General features: G+C 67.3%; 15 protein-coding genes and 1 pseudogene. 6 read left to right on the forward strand and 10 right to left on the reverse strand.

The window, feature by feature from the left end; all coding sequences use genetic code 11:
- The first annotated feature begins 18 nt into the window (after positions 1-18).
- The gene (locus MAAFP003_RS22885; RefSeq protein ID WP_096289965.1) at positions 19-504 is read left to right on the forward strand and encodes a VOC family protein; all 486 of its coding nucleotides are present in this window, start codon (positions 19-21) and stop codon (positions 502-504) included.
- Between the two features lie 4 nt (positions 505-508).
- Here MAAFP003_RS22885 and MAAFP003_RS22890 read toward each other — a convergent pair whose 3' ends face one another.
- From MAAFP003_RS22890 to MAAFP003_RS22915, 6 genes are read right to left on the reverse strand one after another with little or no spacing between them, the layout of a single operon-like run.
- Complete coding sequence (locus MAAFP003_RS22890) at positions 509-943, reverse strand: hypothetical protein (RefSeq protein WP_096289966.1); 435 nt, start codon at positions 941-943, stop codon at positions 509-511.
- A gap of 56 nt (positions 944-999) precedes the next feature.
- A complete protein-coding gene (locus MAAFP003_RS22895) occupies positions 1,000-2,247 on the reverse strand; it encodes an SAM-dependent methyltransferase (RefSeq protein WP_096289967.1) in 1,248 nt (415 codons plus the stop codon).
- The gene (locus MAAFP003_RS22900; RefSeq protein WP_096289968.1) at positions 2,228-2,701 is read right to left on the reverse strand and encodes a type II toxin-antitoxin system Rv0910 family toxin; all 474 of its coding nucleotides are present in this window, start codon (positions 2,699-2,701) and stop codon (positions 2,228-2,230) included. Before MAAFP003_RS22900 ends, MAAFP003_RS22895 begins: the two co-directional genes overlap by 20 nt.
- A gap of 3 nt (positions 2,702-2,704) precedes the next feature.
- Positions 2,705-2,893, reverse strand: a complete 189-nt coding sequence (locus tag MAAFP003_RS22905) for an antitoxin (protein ID WP_096289969.1) — start codon at positions 2,891-2,893, stop codon at positions 2,705-2,707.
- A 60-nt stretch (positions 2,894-2,953) separates the two neighbouring features.
- On the reverse strand, positions 2,954-5,365 hold the full coding sequence (locus MAAFP003_RS22910) for a cation-translocating P-type ATPase (protein WP_096289970.1): 2,412 nt from the start codon (positions 5,363-5,365) through the stop codon (positions 2,954-2,956).
- Positions 5,362-6,942, reverse strand: a complete 1,581-nt coding sequence (locus MAAFP003_RS22915; protein ID WP_096289971.1) for a serine hydrolase — start codon at positions 6,940-6,942, stop codon at positions 5,362-5,364. The genes MAAFP003_RS22910 and MAAFP003_RS22915 overlap by 4 nt, the downstream gene beginning before the upstream one ends.
- A gap of 42 nt (positions 6,943-6,984) precedes the next feature.
- On the opposite strand from MAAFP003_RS22915, the gene mug reads away from it, so the two are divergent.
- Positions 6,985-7,518: a G/U mismatch-specific DNA glycosylase gene (mug, locus tag MAAFP003_RS22920; protein WP_096289972.1), complete on the forward strand. Its 534-nt coding sequence runs from the start codon at positions 6,985-6,987 to the stop codon at positions 7,516-7,518.
- On the opposite strand, the gene MAAFP003_RS22925 is transcribed toward mug, so the two are convergent.
- Both MAAFP003_RS22925 and MAAFP003_RS22930 read right to left on the reverse strand, forming a co-directional pair.
- Positions 7,496-8,614 (reverse strand): MBL fold metallo-hydrolase, encoded by a 1,119-nt coding sequence (locus MAAFP003_RS22925; RefSeq protein ID WP_096289973.1) that lies wholly within the window; start codon positions 8,612-8,614, stop codon positions 7,496-7,498. The genes mug and MAAFP003_RS22925 overlap by 23 nt on opposite strands.
- A gap of 5 nt (positions 8,615-8,619) precedes the next feature.
- Entirely contained in the window at positions 8,620-9,351 is a 732-nt protein-coding gene (locus MAAFP003_RS22930; protein WP_096289974.1) for an enoyl-CoA hydratase, read from the reverse strand.
- Positions 9,352-9,378: 27 nt separating this feature from the next.
- Between MAAFP003_RS22930 and MAAFP003_RS22935 the strand changes: the two genes are divergently transcribed.
- Positions 9,379-10,851 (forward strand): acetyl-coenzyme A carboxylase carboxyl transferase subunits beta/alpha, encoded by a 1,473-nt coding sequence (locus MAAFP003_RS22935; RefSeq protein ID WP_096289975.1) that lies wholly within the window; start codon positions 9,379-9,381, stop codon positions 10,849-10,851.
- 13 nt (positions 10,852-10,864) lie between these two features.
- On the opposite strand, the gene MAAFP003_RS22940 is transcribed toward MAAFP003_RS22935, so the two are convergent.
- The gene (locus MAAFP003_RS22940; RefSeq protein WP_096289976.1) at positions 10,865-11,413 is read right to left on the reverse strand and encodes a TetR/AcrR family transcriptional regulator; all 549 of its coding nucleotides are present in this window, start codon (positions 11,411-11,413) and stop codon (positions 10,865-10,867) included.
- Between the two features lie 103 nt (positions 11,414-11,516).
- Here MAAFP003_RS22940 and MAAFP003_RS22945 point away from each other — a divergent pair, with 103 nt between their 5' ends.
- Positions 11,517-12,653: an FAD-dependent oxidoreductase gene (locus MAAFP003_RS22945; protein WP_341477108.1), complete on the forward strand. Its 1,137-nt coding sequence runs from the start codon at positions 11,517-11,519 to the stop codon at positions 12,651-12,653.
- Between the two features lie 26 nt (positions 12,654-12,679).
- Here MAAFP003_RS22945 and MAAFP003_RS22950 read toward each other — a convergent pair.
- Positions 12,680-13,579, reverse strand: a pseudogene (locus MAAFP003_RS22950) (ATP-binding cassette domain-containing protein); the annotation flags it as partial.
- A 254-nt stretch (positions 13,580-13,833) separates the two neighbouring features.
- On the opposite strand from MAAFP003_RS22950, the gene prrA reads away from it, so the two are divergent.
- On the forward strand, positions 13,834-14,544 hold the full coding sequence (prrA, locus tag MAAFP003_RS22955) for a two-component system response regulator PrrA (RefSeq protein ID WP_090609587.1): 711 nt from the start codon (positions 13,834-13,836) through the stop codon (positions 14,542-14,544).
- Between the two features lie 22 nt (positions 14,545-14,566).
- On the forward strand, positions 14,567-15,907 hold the full coding sequence (locus MAAFP003_RS22960; RefSeq protein ID WP_096289978.1) for a HAMP domain-containing sensor histidine kinase: 1,341 nt from the start codon (positions 14,567-14,569) through the stop codon (positions 15,905-15,907).
- Position 15,908 lies beyond the last annotated feature (1 nt).

Raw genomic sequence — 15,908 nt, forward strand, 5'->3', positions numbered from 1 at the left:
CGTCATCATAGGATGGCAATGAACTCCGAAAAGCCCCGCCGGACCACACACTGGCCCATGCAATTGGCCCCGATCGGCGCCATCCGTTTCGCCCGCAGGTCGTCGAATTTCGAAGCGACCGTGCGGTTTTACCGTGAGCTGGTGGGTTTGCCGCTCTTCGAGACGTTCGAGGCCAGCTATGGCAGCAACGGCGCGATTTTCGGCTTGCCCAGCTGGAACCTGACGATGGAGATCGTCGCGGCCCCCGACGGCGACGTCGCCGTCGATCATCACGAACAGCTGTGCCTGTACTTTCCAGACGAGCAGTCTCAGCGCGCCGCGATCGCGCGCCTACGCGATGCCGGGGTTGAAGAGGTAGAACAGCATCCGTACTGGGCAGCAACCGGTGCGGTCACCTATCGCGACCCCGACGGTCGCGAGGTCGTGTTCGCGCCGTTCGTGTTCGGGGTCAACGAGCCCGCCGACAGCTCCGTGTCGGGCAAACACGAGTTTCCGTCGCGCTGAGGTCTCACCGCCGGGCGCGGCCGGCCATGACGGCGGCGATCAGCGATGCCACCGAGCACGCGACCGCGCCCAGCGCGGCGATCCCGCCGACATAGAGCCCGTACTCCGCGGACACCGGCGGGTTGACGTTGAGCTTGTAGTACCAGACCACCAGCGCCACGATGAGCAGTGAAATCACCAGCGCGGCAATTGAAGCAATCCGCATCGACAGGCCGCGGGCCACCATTGCCCCGGCCACCAGCAAGGCCGAGGACAGCAGCACGATCAGCTGGCCCGCGCCGAATCCCGGGGGAAGCTGCAGACTGCCGTGCTTGCCCCCGATCGCGCTGGCCCAGCCGCCGCCACCCACCGACGTCGTCAGCCACGGCATCCAGGCACTGGTCGAAACGACCAGGGCAAACAACGCCACCAGCCATCCAGGACGCAGGCGGCGGGTCATGGGTGCGACCTTAATAGGGCGCTGGACGCAGCGCCCGCTTGCCACGCTCGGGATCCTCAGGCCGGAGGTTTGACGGCGAGGATCTGGTCCACGCCCATCCGTCCTTGCTCGAAGGCCAGCATGCCGCCGGCCAGATACAGCCGCCACACGCGGGCGACTTCCTCCCCCAGCAGCGCCACGAATTCGTCGAAGCGCTCGTCCAGCGTCGCGATCCAGCACTGCGCGGTGCGGGCGTAGTGCTCGCGCATCGCCTGAACCGACGCAATCTCGAAGTCGCCGTCCTGCAGGTAGCGCAACGTCTGCCAGAGCGGTCGCATGTGCATGTCGGCCGCGATGTAGGCCTCGATGAACGCTCCCCCGCCCGGCGCCGCGTCGGCCCGCCGCGACATCTGTTGCAGCAACAGCCGGCCGCCGGGTCGCAGCGCGCGGCGCAGGATCCGCACGTAGGCGGGATACCACTGTTCGCCGACGTGTTCGCCCATCTCGATGGAGCCGACGGAGTCGAAGACACCCGCCCACTGCGGGTCATTGCCGAAGTCGCGGTAATCCTGCAGCCGAACCTCGATGGCCTCATCCAGACCGCGCTCGGCGGCGCGGGCCGCGATGAATTCGCGCTGCTGGCCCGACAACGTGATACCGGTGGCGCGTACGCCGTAGCGCTGTGCGGCGTACAGGATCAGCGAACCCCAGCCGCATCCCACGTCCAGCAGGCGCATGCCCGGTTCGAGCCCGAGCTTGCGACAGATCAGATCCAGCTTCGCGGTTTGGGCGTCGTGTAGCGGTTGTCCTGCATCGGTGAAATACGCCGACGAGTAAGCCATATGCTCATCGAGCAGCAGGCGATAGAAGTCGTTGGACAGGTCGTAGTGATGGGCGATCACCGCCCGGTCGCGCCGTCGGCTGTGCAATCGCCCGGACAACCGCGCCTCGCTGGCCGGGGTTCTCGGCGGCGGCCCGAGCGCCCCGAGCCGCGCAGCGCGCAGGACCGCCGCCATCGCGGCCCGCGGGGAGATCGAGACGCGCTCGCGCTCGCCCGCGTGGCGCCAGGCCCGCCGCAGGCCGTCGGCCAGGTCACCCTCGACATCGATATCGCCGGTCACATACGCACGGGCTAAGCCGAGTTCGCCGGGACACCAGAGCAATCGGCGCAATGCGCGACGCGAACGGACCACCAGGACCGGGCCGTCTGGGTCGTTTAGGGGCCCAGCCTCGCTGCCATCCCAGGCGCGCAGCCTGACCGGCAGCTCGACACCGACGGTGGTTGCAAGCAGGTCCGCCAGACAGTCAGCGGCCGGCGCCGCCATGTCCGTTGCGGCCGGGATCGGGAGCGGTGAACACGGTGACGAATCTTTCCAGGGATTCGTTGATGTCGCTTCGCAGCGCGGCGGCCACGATCATGCCGATCGGGCCGAACAGCGCAGGGCCGCCGAGGTGCACGTCGAAGCTCACGACCGAGCCATCGTCTTTCGGCTTGACCTTCGCCAGCAGCTTGACCTTCACGCCTCCGACACCGTCGCCGTTGAGTGTCATGGCTTCGGGCGGCTTGTAGTGCACGATCGTCCACTTGATCCGGTTGAGCATGCCCTTGACCTCGACGATCGATTCGATGATCGTCCCCTTTTGCAGGTCGTCGGGCAGCTTGCTGCGCCACACCCGGTGGATGCTCAGCCAGTCCTTGAAGCGCGACAGGTCAGACGCGTGCGTCCAGGCCTGTTCTGGCGACAGGGGCACGTCGATGGATCCGGAAAGTTTCGCCATGTGCTAGTTCTGCTGGTCGCCCGGAGCCGCAGACCCAGCGGCCTTCTTGGCCTCTTCGGCCACCTTGTGGATGGTGTCGGAGTACTTGCCGCCGGTCTTGTCGTCGACGAACTCACCGGCCTTGTCGATCGCGGTCTCGACCTTGTCGGCGTTCTGCGCCAACAGGTCCTTTGCCTTGTCCAGGAATCCCATGCGCTGTCCTTCCCCGCCGATCCCCGGGGCCGCCGGGGATCCTGCTTTGCTGGTAAAACCCTACTGGCCGAAGTCCGCCCTGGCGCCATCGGCCTCGTCGGCCGTCCGCCACAACCGGGGCTCGATGTCGAGCATTCTGGCCCCGATCCACCACGTCGCCTCGATCGCCGCGGCGCCCAATGCACCGATCCCCAGCGCGGTCGACGTCACGGCCGGATTCGACGGATCGAGCAGAAACTTCTCCTGCGCCAGCGGGATGCTGAAGATCGCGAGGTACGCCAGGCCGCAGGCCGTGATCAGCGCGACCCGCCACCACTGGTAGGGACGCGCCACCACCGCCAGCACCCAGAGCGCGGTCACCAGCAGCGTGATCAGCGCGGCGGTCGACGCCTGGTCCTGTTCGGTGAAGGTGGCATGCCGGCCGTGGTAGGCCACCAGGTAGGAGACGAAAGTCGCGGTGCCGACGATCAATCCGGACGGCAGCGCCGAGGTCAGCACCCGCCTGACGAAGCCGGGATAGGCGCGCTCGTTGTTGGGCGCCAGCGACAGGACGAACGACGGGATCCCGATGGTGAACCAGGCGGCGATCGTGACGTGGATCGGCTGAAACGGGTACAGCAGCGGATCGGCTCCGAGGGGTTTGGCCAACAGGCATTCGATACCCACGAACAACGCCAGCAGCACCGAGTACACCGTTTTGGTCAGAAACAGGTTGGCCACCCGCTCGATGTTGCCGATCACCCGCCGGCCTTCGCCGACGACGTACGGCAGCGTCGCGAACTTGTTGTCCAGCAACACGATCTGCGCCACCGCGCGCGACGCCGGGCTTCCCGCACCCATCGCCACGCCGATGTCGGCGTCCTTGAGCGCCAGCACGTCGTTGACGCCGTCGCCGGTCATCGCCACGGTGTGCCCGTGCGCTTGCAGGGCGTGCACAATGGCCCGTTTCTGATCGGGCCGCACCCGGCCGAAGGTGGTGTAGGCGTCCAGCGTGTCAGCCAATTCGTCTGGCTCCGTCGGCAATTGGCGGGCATCGACAGCCTCGCCGTGCAGCCCGAGCTTGGCCGCGACAGCGCCGACCGATACCGCGTTGTCACCAGAAATCACCTTCACCGAAACATCTTGGGCGGCAAAGTACTCCACTGTTTCGCGGGCATCCGGGCGTATTTTCTGCTCGAGCACCACCAGCGCGACCGGCGTGACCTGTCCCGGCGCGTCGGGGTGGTCCACGGCGACATCGGCGGCGCCGAGCAGCAGTACCCGCAATCCCTGGGCGCCGATCCGTTCGGCCTGTGCGGCCGCGGCCGAAGCCGGATCGAGTAATACGTCCGGCGCGCCGATCACCCAGTTGCCGTGGTCGGCGTAGGACACGCCGCTCCATTTGGTGACCGACTTGAACGGTGCTGTGGCGGTGGCGATCCAGCCGGGTGGCCGGTCAAAGGTTTCGGCGATCGCCCGCATGCTGGCATTGGGGCGAGGGTCGGCCGCGGCCAGCGCGGCCAGCGCGTCGGGCATGGTCTTGTTGCCGGTGAGTTCGACGACGTCGCGGACCCGCATGCCGCTTTCGGTCAGCGTGCCGGTTTTGTCGGCGCACACCACGTCGACACGGGCCAATCCCTCGATCGCGGGCAATTCCTGTACCAGGCAACGACGTTGCCCGAGCCTGATGACACCGACCGCGAACGCGATCGAGGTCATCAGCACCAGGCCCTCGGGCACCATCGGCACCAGCGCGCCGACCGTGCGCAGCACCGACTGCCGCCAGCCCGCATGCGTGGTGGTGAACAGCTGCGTGTAGATCGTCAGCAGGCCGGCCGGCACCAACAGATAGGTGATGAACTGCAGAATCCGGTTAATGCCGTTGCGCAGCTCGGATTTCACCAGGGTGAACTTGCTGGCTTCCTCGGCGAGCTTGGCGGCATAGGCCGCCGGACCGACCTTGGTGGCGCGATAGGCACCGGTGCCGGCGACGACGAAACTCCCCGACATGACGGCGTCGCCGACGTTCTTGCCGATCGGGTCCGCCTCGCCGGTCAGCAGCGATTCGTCGACCTCCAGGTTGTCTGCCTCGAGCACCTCTCCGTCGACGACGATCTGGTCTCCGGGACCGAGCTCGATGACGTCGTCGAGCACCACCTCGCCGGGCAGCAGTACCGCGGTCCCGGATTGCCTGCGCACCAGAGGTTTTGCCTGACCGACGATCGCGAGGGCGTCCAGCGTCTGTTTGGCCCGGATCTCCTGAATCATGCCGATGACGCTGTTGGCGATGATCAGCAGGCCGAACAGCCCGTTGATGACCGAGCCGGTCGCGAGCACGATCGCCAGCAGCACGCCCAGGATCGCGTTGATGCGCGTGAAGACGTTGGCCCGGACGATGTCCGCGGTGCTGCGGGCCGCGCGTGCCGGCACCGCGTTGCTGTGACCGTCGGCTACCCGCTGCGCCACCTCTGCATCGGTTAGCCCGGGATTCATCGGGTGAACGTTCCCAGCTTGTCGGAGTCGTAGTACTCCAGGTTCAGGGTGTTCGGCGAGAACACGGCCTTGGAAATCGTTCCGGGCGGGGCATTTTCGTCGGTGATCGAGAAGGTGAAGGTGTCGCCGTCCCAGTGTGTGAGTCCGAATGTCCGATTCTTCGGCCCCAGCGCGAGCAGCAGTTGCCCGTTGTTTTGGGTCACGACGGCCGGGCCCCAGTAGTCGCTGGCGTAGACGCCGAGGTAGTCGGTGAGCGGCCGGGCCGGCGCGGGGTTGGCGGGGGCCTGCTTGCCGACCAGCGAGCCCTCAGCGTTGTTCATCCAACCGATGGCGTGGTTGTACAGCGCCGGCCAATCCTCTCGAATTTGGCCGTACTGCACCAGGTCCATGAATTGGGCGGTCAGCGCTTCGGGGATGCCGTACGGCGCACCGTTGGTCAACGCGATGATGCCGACGTCCTCCGACGGCATCGCGACGAAATTGGTCGCCGCGCCCGATGCGAAGGCGCCGGAGTGGCTGTACTCGGTGCGTCCCGACGAGGTCACCGACGCGTTGAAACCGTGACCGTAGGTCCCGGCCCTGGCTTTCGGCGATGACGCGGGCGAGGAAACGATCTGCGGCGTGATCGCGGGCAGCAGGGCCTCGGGCGAGGTGATCTGCTGCCCGTTGTAGGTTCCGTTGGCCATCACCATGGTCAGCCAGCGCGCCATGTCGTTGATCGACGAACTCACCCCACCCGCCGGCGTCTGCGCGTCGGGGTCACGCTGGAAGCGCGGCTCCCACTTGTCGCCGACCTTGATGTGCAGCACCGCCCGGTTGGGCCGGGCCAGAAAATCGGCGTATTTCGAACTTGTCGACGCCATACCCAGGGGGCGGTAGAGCACCTCGTCGGACAGGTCCTCCCAGGATTTGCCCGCGGCGGCCGCCACCGCTTCAGCTGCAGCCGTCAAGCCAAAGTTGGTGTAGGCGTAGCTTGTTCGAAAAGGAGCGAGCGGCAAGTACTTCAGCCGCTCCAGCACTTGCCGGCGGTCATACCCGAGATCCTCCAGCTTGTCGCCGGCGTGATCGGGCAGCCCAGAGCGGTGCGAGTACAGGTCGGCCACGGTCACATGGCCGGTGACATAGGGATCCGACAGCGCAAACCATCCCAGCTTGGAAACCACCGGCGTGTCCCAGGTGACGACATTGCTGGTCACTTCGTGTGCGACCACGGTCGCGCCCACCGATTTCGACACCGATGCCAACTGGAAGACCGTGTCGGCGTCGACCTTGTTGTCTGAAGCGTTGCCTCTGGTCGCGTCCTTCACTCCGAATCCCTTGGCGTACAAGGTCTTTCCGCCACGGACAATGGCAACCGACAGGCCGGGGACCCCGGTGCTGCGCATCAGGTCGCCGACCAGGCCGTCGACCTTCGCGATCGCCGCGTCGATGCGGCCGGCGGGAATGTCCAGGCCCGACATTTCGTTGGGGGGCGCTTCGGACAGCGTCGAGAGCGGGCTCGATACGGGATGACCTGAGCCGCATCCGACCAGCGACAACAACACCACGACAGCGGCGATCACCGCGCGTTTCGTCATGCCCGCAGACTTTAGCGTGCTCGCCCGATGGGAGTATCACCCATGATGCGATACGAATCGGACATCCTCGCCCCGGGTCTCGACGTCGTCTTCTGCGGCATGAACCCGGCAGCGACGGCTGTCGCCGACGGGCACAATTTCTCGAATCGCAGCAACCGGTTCTGGCCCGTTTTGCATCTGGCCGGCTTCACCGATACGCGGTTGCGGCCCGCGGATGAGCGCCGATTGCTCGACTACGGTTGCGGCATCACCGCGGTCGTTGCTCGACCGACTCGTCGGGCCGGTGATGTCTCGACCGAGGAATTCCGGCGCGCCCGAGCCGAGTTCGAAGCGAAGATGCGACGTTACGCGCCACGCGCGATCGGCTTTCTCGGAAAGCGTGCCCTGGCGGCGATGACCGGCGTACCCAGTATCCCGTGGGGCCACCACGCCCCCGGATTTGCCGGCGCCATGGCATGGGTATTGCCTAACCCCAGCGGACTCAACCGAGGGTTCACCCTCGACGATCTGACTCGCGCATACACCGAATTGCGTTGCGCGCTAGCGGATAGCTCTACAACCGCCACCACGGGTTGAAGCGCAGCGGCCCGGACGGATCCAGCCGCTGTCCGGGGGCCGGAACCGCCACCGCGACTTCGGCGGCTTCGGCGGCCACCAGCATCCGCTCGACCGGCTCTGCCCACGGGTGTGGCGCCAGCCGGAAGGTGCCCCAGTGGATCGGCACCAACAGACCGGACCCGCCGGCCGTGAGGTCTCGGTGCGCCCGAACCGCCTCTTCCGGATTCATGTGGATGTCGGGCCATCCCGGGTTGTAGGCGCCGATGGGCAACAGCGTCAGGTCGAACGGTCCGTGCTCGGACCCGATCTGCTCGAAGCTCTTCGTGTATCCGGTATCTCCGCCGAAATAGGCGCGGTGGGTGGGGCCGACGATTCCCCACGACGCCCACAGCGTCGTGTTGCGGTCCAGGAAACGACCCGAAAAGTGCCGTGCCGGCAGGCAACTCAGGGTCAGCTGGTCGACGTGACCGCTTTCATTCCAGTCGAGTTCGACGATGCGGTGCCCAGGTATCCCCCACGCGCGCAGGTGAGCGCCCACACCGAGCGGGACGAAGAACGGCGCCCGCTGGGTACGGGCCAACGCCATGACCGTGTCGATGTCGAGATGGTCGTAGTGGTCATGGCTGATCACCACCGCATCGATGGCGGGCAAAGCTTCGAGCTGCACCGGCGGGGGATGCAGACGCTCGGGTCCGATCACGTCCGACGGCGAGCAGCGGTGGCTCCACACCGGATCGGTCAGCAACCGGTAGCCGTCGATCTCCAGCAGGGCGGTCGAGTGACCCAGCCAACTGACGGCCAATCGGCCCGGGTCGGCGTCGAACGTCCCCGGCGCACCCAGCGGAATCGGTCCCGGCGGACGGCTGCGGCCGCGCCGCCCGACGAGCTCCCACGCGATCAGTGCAAACTGCTCGCGGTCCAAGCTGGCGTTCGAGGCGGGGTCGAGGTTGACGAAGACGCCGTCGCGCACATTGGGCGAGTGCTGCGTCACGTCCCGGATCGACGACGGGCCGGCGCCGAGTGCGGCCGGCGCCCCCTGCAGCGCGCGCAACATCCAGCCGCCGGCGGCGAGCGAGACCGTGCCGGCGGCCAGGCGAAGCGTTGCGGGCACCATGACCGTCAGGCCCCCTGGAACCTCGGCGGCCGCTTCTCCACCCGGGCGACTTGCGCCTCGATCACGTCCTGGCTGCCCCACGCCTTGTCGAACAGTTCCTTGTGCACCGGCCAGGCCTCCTCGATCGAACCGTCGTCGTTGAGTACCCGCTTGGCGTGCTGAATCGCCAGCGGCGCCAGACCGCTGATCTCGGCGCCCCAGGCCTGGGCGTCCGCCAGCGTCCCGATCCGGTTGGCCATCCCGGTCTGCAGCGCGGTCTCGGCGGTCAACTTCTCCGCCGTCAGCAGCATCGCCCGGGCCCGGCCGTGGCCGACCAGCGACGACAGTCGCCGGATGCTCCAGTTATCTAGGGCCAGGCCGTATTTCGACGTTGGAAATTGAAAAAACGCGTCCGGGGCGACGACTCGCAGATCGCATTGCATGGCCAGCTGCAGACCCGCGCCGATGGCCGGGCCGTTGATCGCGCCGATCACCGGGATGGGGGCGGCGTCCAGGGCCTTGTGCAGCTCGATGAGCCGGTCCGGGTAATCGGCGGCAAACGCATCGCCGGACAGGTCCGCGCCGGCGCAGAACACCGTGCCCTGGCCGGTCAGCACGATCGCCCGGATGGATCCGTCACCGGCCTTCAGCACGGCCTCCCGGAGCTCGTCGACGAGCTCGGAGTTCAGGGCGTTGCGACGCTCCGGACGCTGCAACTCGATGGTCATTACGGCTTCGACCTGCGTGATACCGATCATGGGCGCCAGCCTATATAGCCTGGCCGCGTGAGTCGCATCACGACCGAACAACTGCAGGAAGCCGTGCTGGACGAGGGCTCGTTTGTGAGGTGGGACAGCGCTCCGTTACAGATACCGATCAGCGAGGCCTACGCGCGCGAGCTCGCCGACGCCCGGGCCGCCACCGGCCTGGACGAAGCGGTTCTGACCGGCGAGGGACGAATACACGGGCGCCGGGTGGCGGTCGTGGTGTGCGAGTTCGGCTTCCTCGGCGGTTCGATCGGGGTCGCGGCGGCCGAACGGATCACCACCGCCGTGCAGCGGGCCACGGCCGAGCGGCTCCCGCTGCTGGCCTCGCCGAGCTCCGGCGGCACCCGCATGCAGGAGGGCACCGTGGCGTTCCTGCAGATGGTGAAGATCGCCGCGGCCGTCCGGCTGCACAAACGGGCACATCTGCCCTACCTCGTCTACCTGCGCAACCCGACCACCGGCGGGGTGTTCGCGTCCTGGGGATCGCTGGGCCATATCACCGTCGCCGAACCGGGCGCGCTGATCGGGTTCCTCGGGCCGCGGGTGTACGAGCAGCTCTACGGCGAGCCGTTCCCGAAGGGCATCCAGACCGCGGAGAACCTGCAGCGGCACGGGGTGATCGACGGCGTCATCGCGATCGACGAGTTGCGCCGGACGGTGGATCGCGCGCTGACCGTCATCGCCGACGCTCCAAAACCGCTGCCTCCCGCGGCACCCGGCGAATCGATACCCGATGTGCCGGCCTGGGATTCGGTGATTGCGTCGCGGCGACCGGATCGGCCGGGTGTGGGGCATCTGCTGCGCCACGGCGCCACCGACCTGGTGCTGCTGTCCGGTACCGGCATCGGGGAAGCGGCGACCACCCTGTTGGCGCTGGCCCGATTCGCCGGCCAGCCCGCGGTGGTCCTCGGCCAGCAGCGCCTCACCGGTGGACTGGTGGGGCCCGCGTCGTTGCGGGAAGCCCGTCGTGGCATGGCGCTGGCCGCCGAGCTGCGGCTACCGCTGGTGCTGGTGATCGACACCGCGGGCCCCGCGCTGTCGGCCGAAGCCGAGCAGGGCGGGCTGGCCGGTCAGATCGCCCAATGCGTGGCCGAGCTGGTGACGCTGGACACCCCGACTGTGTCGGTGCTGCTGGGTCAGGGCAGCGGCGGGCCGGCGCTGGCGATGGTGCCGGCCGACCGGGTCCTGGCCGCGCTGCACGGCTGGCTGGCGCCGCTGCCGCCCGAGGGCGCCAGCGCGATCGTCTTCCGCGACACCGATCATGCGCCTGAACTTGCTGCGGCCCAAGGCATTCGGTCGGCAGACCTGTTGCGGGCCGGAATCGTCGATGCCATCGTGCCCGAGCATCCCGACGCCGCCGACGAGCCGCTCGAGTTCTCCCAGCGACTGTCCAGTGCGATTGCCGCAGAGGTGCACGCGCTGCGCGACATCCCCGGCGAGGAACGGATCGCCGAGCGGTTGCGCCGCTACCGCGGCATCGGATTGCCTTGAGGCACTTGGGTCGTCAGCCCTCCGGTAGCCCCAAGTAGCGCTGGATCGTCGGGCCGAGCCAGTCAACAACCTCGTCGCGGGTCATGTCGACAATGGGCGGAATTCGTAACACGAAGCGGCACAACGCCATACCCAGAATTTGGCTGGCAACCAGCCCAGCTCGCCGGGCGGATTCACTTTCGGGTACGAAAGATGCTGCCAACGGCTGGATTTGGCTACGGAAAATCTCCTGCATGCGCTGTGCCGCTTCGTCGTTGGTGGCACTGGACCGCAGCAGAATCACCAACGCGTCATCCTCCCAGCGTTCGAGAAAGTGCCGGACCAGCGACCGTCCGATCTGGGCGGGGTCCATCGCCGCGACATCCGGGAACCGCAAGTCGAACTCCGCCGCGGCCGCGAACAGCTTGTCTTTGCTGCCGTAGTAACGCATCACCATCGCCGGATCCACCCCGGCATCGGCGGCGATCCCCCGGATCGTCGCCCCCTGGAAGCCGGCCGACCCAAACCGCTCCCGGGCCGCGGCCAGGATCACCGCCTTGGTCTGTTCCGACGTCCGCCTCATGTCAACAATTGTAGGCCAACAACTGTTGACATCGGGATTCCGGCGCGCAAGCATTGGGTATGCCAACAAGCGTTGACTAGCTTCCGAGGAGCCGAAATCATGTATGACACCGATGTCCTGGTCATTTGGCGCCGGACCCACCGGCCTTACCCTCGCCGCCGCACTGGTCGCCCGCGGGATCCGAACCGTCATCGTCGACAAGCAGGCCCAGGGAGCGAACACCTCCCGCGCGGCCGCGGTCAACGCCCGCACACTCGAGGTGCTCGAAGACCTCGACGTGGCGCGGCGAATGGTCAAAGCGGGGCTGATCGCGCCGCGCTTCACCATCCGCCAAGGGCGGCGCGTACTGATTCCGGTCGACTTCACCGAGTTGCCGACCGCGCATCCCTACACCCTGATGCTCTCGCAGGCCGACACCGAGCGGTTGTTGCTGGAGCGACTGCACGAACTGGGCGCCGACGTGATCCGACCCAAGATCCTGAGCCGCGTCACCCAGGATGCAAACGGCGTGACGGCCACTTTCGAGGATGACGACGGCATTCGGGCCGCCTACCTCGTGGGCGCGGACGGGATGCACAGCACTGTGCGTCAGCAAGCCGGAATCGGTTTCACCGGTGGCGAATTCGCTGAATCTTTCACGCTTGCCGATGTCCGCGTGTCCGGCGAGGCGCCTCGTGACGAGGTAGTCCTGTTCTATGCCAAGGAAGGGTTGAATGTGTTAGCCCCTCTGCCTGACAACATCTTTCGTGTCGTTGCTCCCACTACGGATGCCCCTCAGGCGCCTTCATCGCAGTTCGTGCAGTCACTGTTGGATACCCGCGGGTTCGGGCCGGGCCGGACGGCGGTCACGGAGCTACTGTGGGGGACCCGGTTCCGCATTCACCATCGCGTCGCCGACAACTACCGGGCAGGTCGCGTAATACTCGCCGGCGATGCCGCGCACGTCCACAGCCCCGCCGGCGGTCAGGGCATGAATCTCGGTATCGCCGACGGTATTTCACTGGCCGCGGCGCTCTCCGAGGTCCTCTCGGGCGAATCGGATGCGACGCTGGAACGGTACTGCGCGGTTCAGCGCCAGCGGGCCGAGCAGGTTCTGAAACTCACGGGTCGCCTCACCCGGATCTCGACGCTGCCGCGCCCGATACGCCCAATCCGTAACTCCGGAATGCGCCTGGCCGCGCAGTTCCCCGCTGTGCGAAGGCAGCTGGCGTTGCAGTTGAGCGGCCTGCGGCACCGTTGATCCGCACTGCGGGTCGCGGCGACGGTTTAGATCTCGAAGTCTCTTGCTGTCCGGTCGGTGGCGTCGCCGACGGGCCTGCGACGGTCGGTCAAAAGATGGCGGTATCGCGGCACTCGAGCGAAAAGCTCTGCATGCCTGCCGACATGGGTGATCGTGGGGCCCGATGCAGCCTCGTCCACGAAGGCCACCCGATCCGCGAGCAGCATGGTGGACAACCGGCGCGCGACAACGATGCCGGTGGCCGCCTTCAGCGCCACCCGCAGCGCCGGGGCGGTCTCGGTCCCGGTATGCACGCCGAGGCCGGGCCGGGCCTCGTCGATCACCAGTAGTCTGGGAGTCGCGACAATCGCCCGGGCCAGGCACAAGCGCTGGCGCTGGCCGCCGGACAGGCGCATGCCCTGCTCGCCGATGCGGGTATCGATGCCGAACGGCAGGTCGTAGACGAACCGCGCCGCCGCGATGTCGATGGCCGCGGACAATTCCGCGTCGGTGGCATCCGGCCGGCCGATCCGCAGGCTCTCGGCCACCGACATCGAAAACACGGTCGGGTCCTCGAATGCCGTACATACCGCGCGGCGCAGCGACGGCAGCGACATGTCGCGAATATCCCTGCCGTCCAGCAGTATCCGCCCCTCGGCGGCGTCGTAGAGTCGGGAAAGCAACGCTGTCAGAAGCGATTTCCCCACGCCCCGCGCACCGACCAGGGCCACCGTCTCGCCAGGTTCGACCACCAGCGTGACATGGCGTAGCAACCATTTGTCGCCGGCGACCGGGTCGGGCACCCGAAAACCCACGTCGTGCAGCTCGAGACGGCCGGCCCGGCCCGGTTGAGAGCTGGGTCCGTCCGCGATATCGCCGGGTGTATCGAAGATTTCGGCGATGCGGCCCGATGTGACCATCGCTTCCTGGGGCATCGACGGCAGGAAGGCAGGTGCATCCGGCGGGCGCATGGCCTCAGTCACAACGATTCCGTCTCTGGAGTTCCGTTACGCGCAGTGGCACCGAAATCGAAGGCCCGCAACAACAACGCCGACCAAGGCTTCCAATGTGCTGGGCTGCCACCTGGATTCGATCATGGCATGGCGGTACCGATCGCTAGTCGCGGCGCAGACTCGAAAACGTAACCATTTGGGCACCGGGCCACTCCCCGATGACCCGTCCGCGGCAACAATCCGGCAAAATGGGCGGCATGGACTCTGGTGTCAGCTCACCGCGCGTCTTGGTCGTCGACGACGACTCCGATGTGCTCGCCTCGCTGGAGCGTGGCCTGCGGCTTTCCGGCTTCGAAGTGTCCACCGCCGTCGACGGGGCCGAGGCCCTGCGCAGCGCCACCGAGACCCGCCCGGACGCGATCGTGCTGGACATCAACATGCCCGTGCTGGATGGGGTCAGCGTCGTCACCGCGCTGCGGGCGATGGACAACGACGTCCCGGTCTGCGTGCTGTCCGCCCGCAGCTCGGTCGACGATCGCGTCGCGGGCCTGGAGGCAGGCGCCGACGACTACCTCGTCAAGCCATTCGTGCTGGCCGAGCTGGTCGCGCGGGTGAAAGCGCTGCTGCGCCGCCGCGGTGCCGTCGCGTCGACCTCGTCGGAAACCATCACCGTCGGCCCGCTGGAAGTCGACATTCCCGGCCGGCGGGCTCGGGTCAACGGCGTCGACGTCGACCTGACCAAGCGTGAGTTCGACCTGCTGGCCGTGCTGGCCGAGCACAAGACCGCCGTGCTGTCCCGCGCGCAGCTGCTGGAGCTGGTGTGGGGCTACGACTTCGCCGCCGACACCAACGTCGTCGACGTCTTCATCGGCTACCTGCGCCGCAAGCTGGAGGCCAACGGCGGTCCCAGGCTGCTGCACACCGTCCGCGGGGTTGGATTCGTACTGCGAATGCAGTGACGACGCGGTGGGCAGCACAGCCATGAATTTCCTATCGCGGATGTTGGCCCGGACCCCATCGCTGCGGACCCGGGTGGTGCTGGCGACGGCCATCGGCGCCGCGATTCCAGTCCTGATCGTCGGTGCCGTCGTCTGGGTCGGCATCACCAACGACCGCAAGGAGCGGCTGGACCGCCGGCTCGACGAGGCCGCCGGTTTCGCGATCCCGTTCCTGCCGCGCGGCCTGGACGAGATCCCGCGCTCACCCAACGACCGTGACGCGATCATGACGGTCCGGCGCGGCACCCGGATGAAGTCGAATTCGGACGTGACGCTGCCCAGGCTGGACGTCGACTATGCCGACACCTACGTGAACGGCGTGCGCTACCGGGTGCGCACGGTGGAGATCCCGGGGCCGGAGCCGACCTCGCTGGCCGTCGGCGCGACGTATGACGCCACCCTCGCCGAGACCAACAACCTGCACCGCAGGGTGCTGCTCATCTGCGGCTTTGCCATCTTCGCGTCGACCGTGTTCGCCTGGCTGCTGGCCTCTTTCGCGGTGCGACCGTTCAAACAGCTTGCGCAGCAGACGCGATCGATCGAGGCGGGCGACGAGGCACCCCGGGTCGAAGTGCACGGCGCCACCGAGGCCGTCGAGATCGCCGAAGCCATGCGCGGGATGCTGCAACGCATTTGGGATGAGCAGAACCGAACCAAGGAGGCACTGTCGTCGGCGCGCGATTTCGCTGCCGTGTCCTCCCACGAACTCCGCACTCCCCTGACCGCGATGCGCACCAATCTCGAGGTCCTGTCGACCCTCGATATGACCGATGACCAGCGCAACGAGGTGCTCGGCGACGTCATCCGGACCCAGTCCCGCATCGAGGCGACGCTGACCGCGCTGGAGCGGTTGGCGCAGGGCGAACTGTCCACCTCCGACGATCACGTACCGGTCGACATCACCGAACTGCTGGACCGCGCCGCCCACGACGCGACAAGGGTTTACCCCGACCTCGATGTGTCGTTGGTGCCCTCGCCCACCTGCATCATCGTCGGGATGCCGGCCGGGTTGCGCCTCGCGGTCGACAACGCGATCGCCAACGCCGTCAAGCACGGCGGCGCCACCCGGGTCCAGCTGTCGGCGGTCAGTTCGCGTGCCGGAGTGGACATCGCCGTCGACGACAACGGCAGTGGCGTGCCCGAAGGCGAGCGTCAGGTGGTGTTCGAGCGGTTCTCACGCGGGTCGACCGCCTCGCACTCGGGCTCGGGTCTGGGGCTGGCGTTGGTGGCCCAACAGGCCCATTTGCACGGCGGGACGGCGTCGCTGCAAGACAGCCCGCTGGGCGGCGCGCGGCTGCTGCTCAGCCTGCCCGCGCCCAGTTAAA

This window comes from Mycobacterium ahvazicum (assembly GCF_900176255.2).
GTDB lineage: Bacteria > Actinomycetota > Actinomycetes > Mycobacteriales > Mycobacteriaceae > Mycobacterium > Mycobacterium ahvazicum.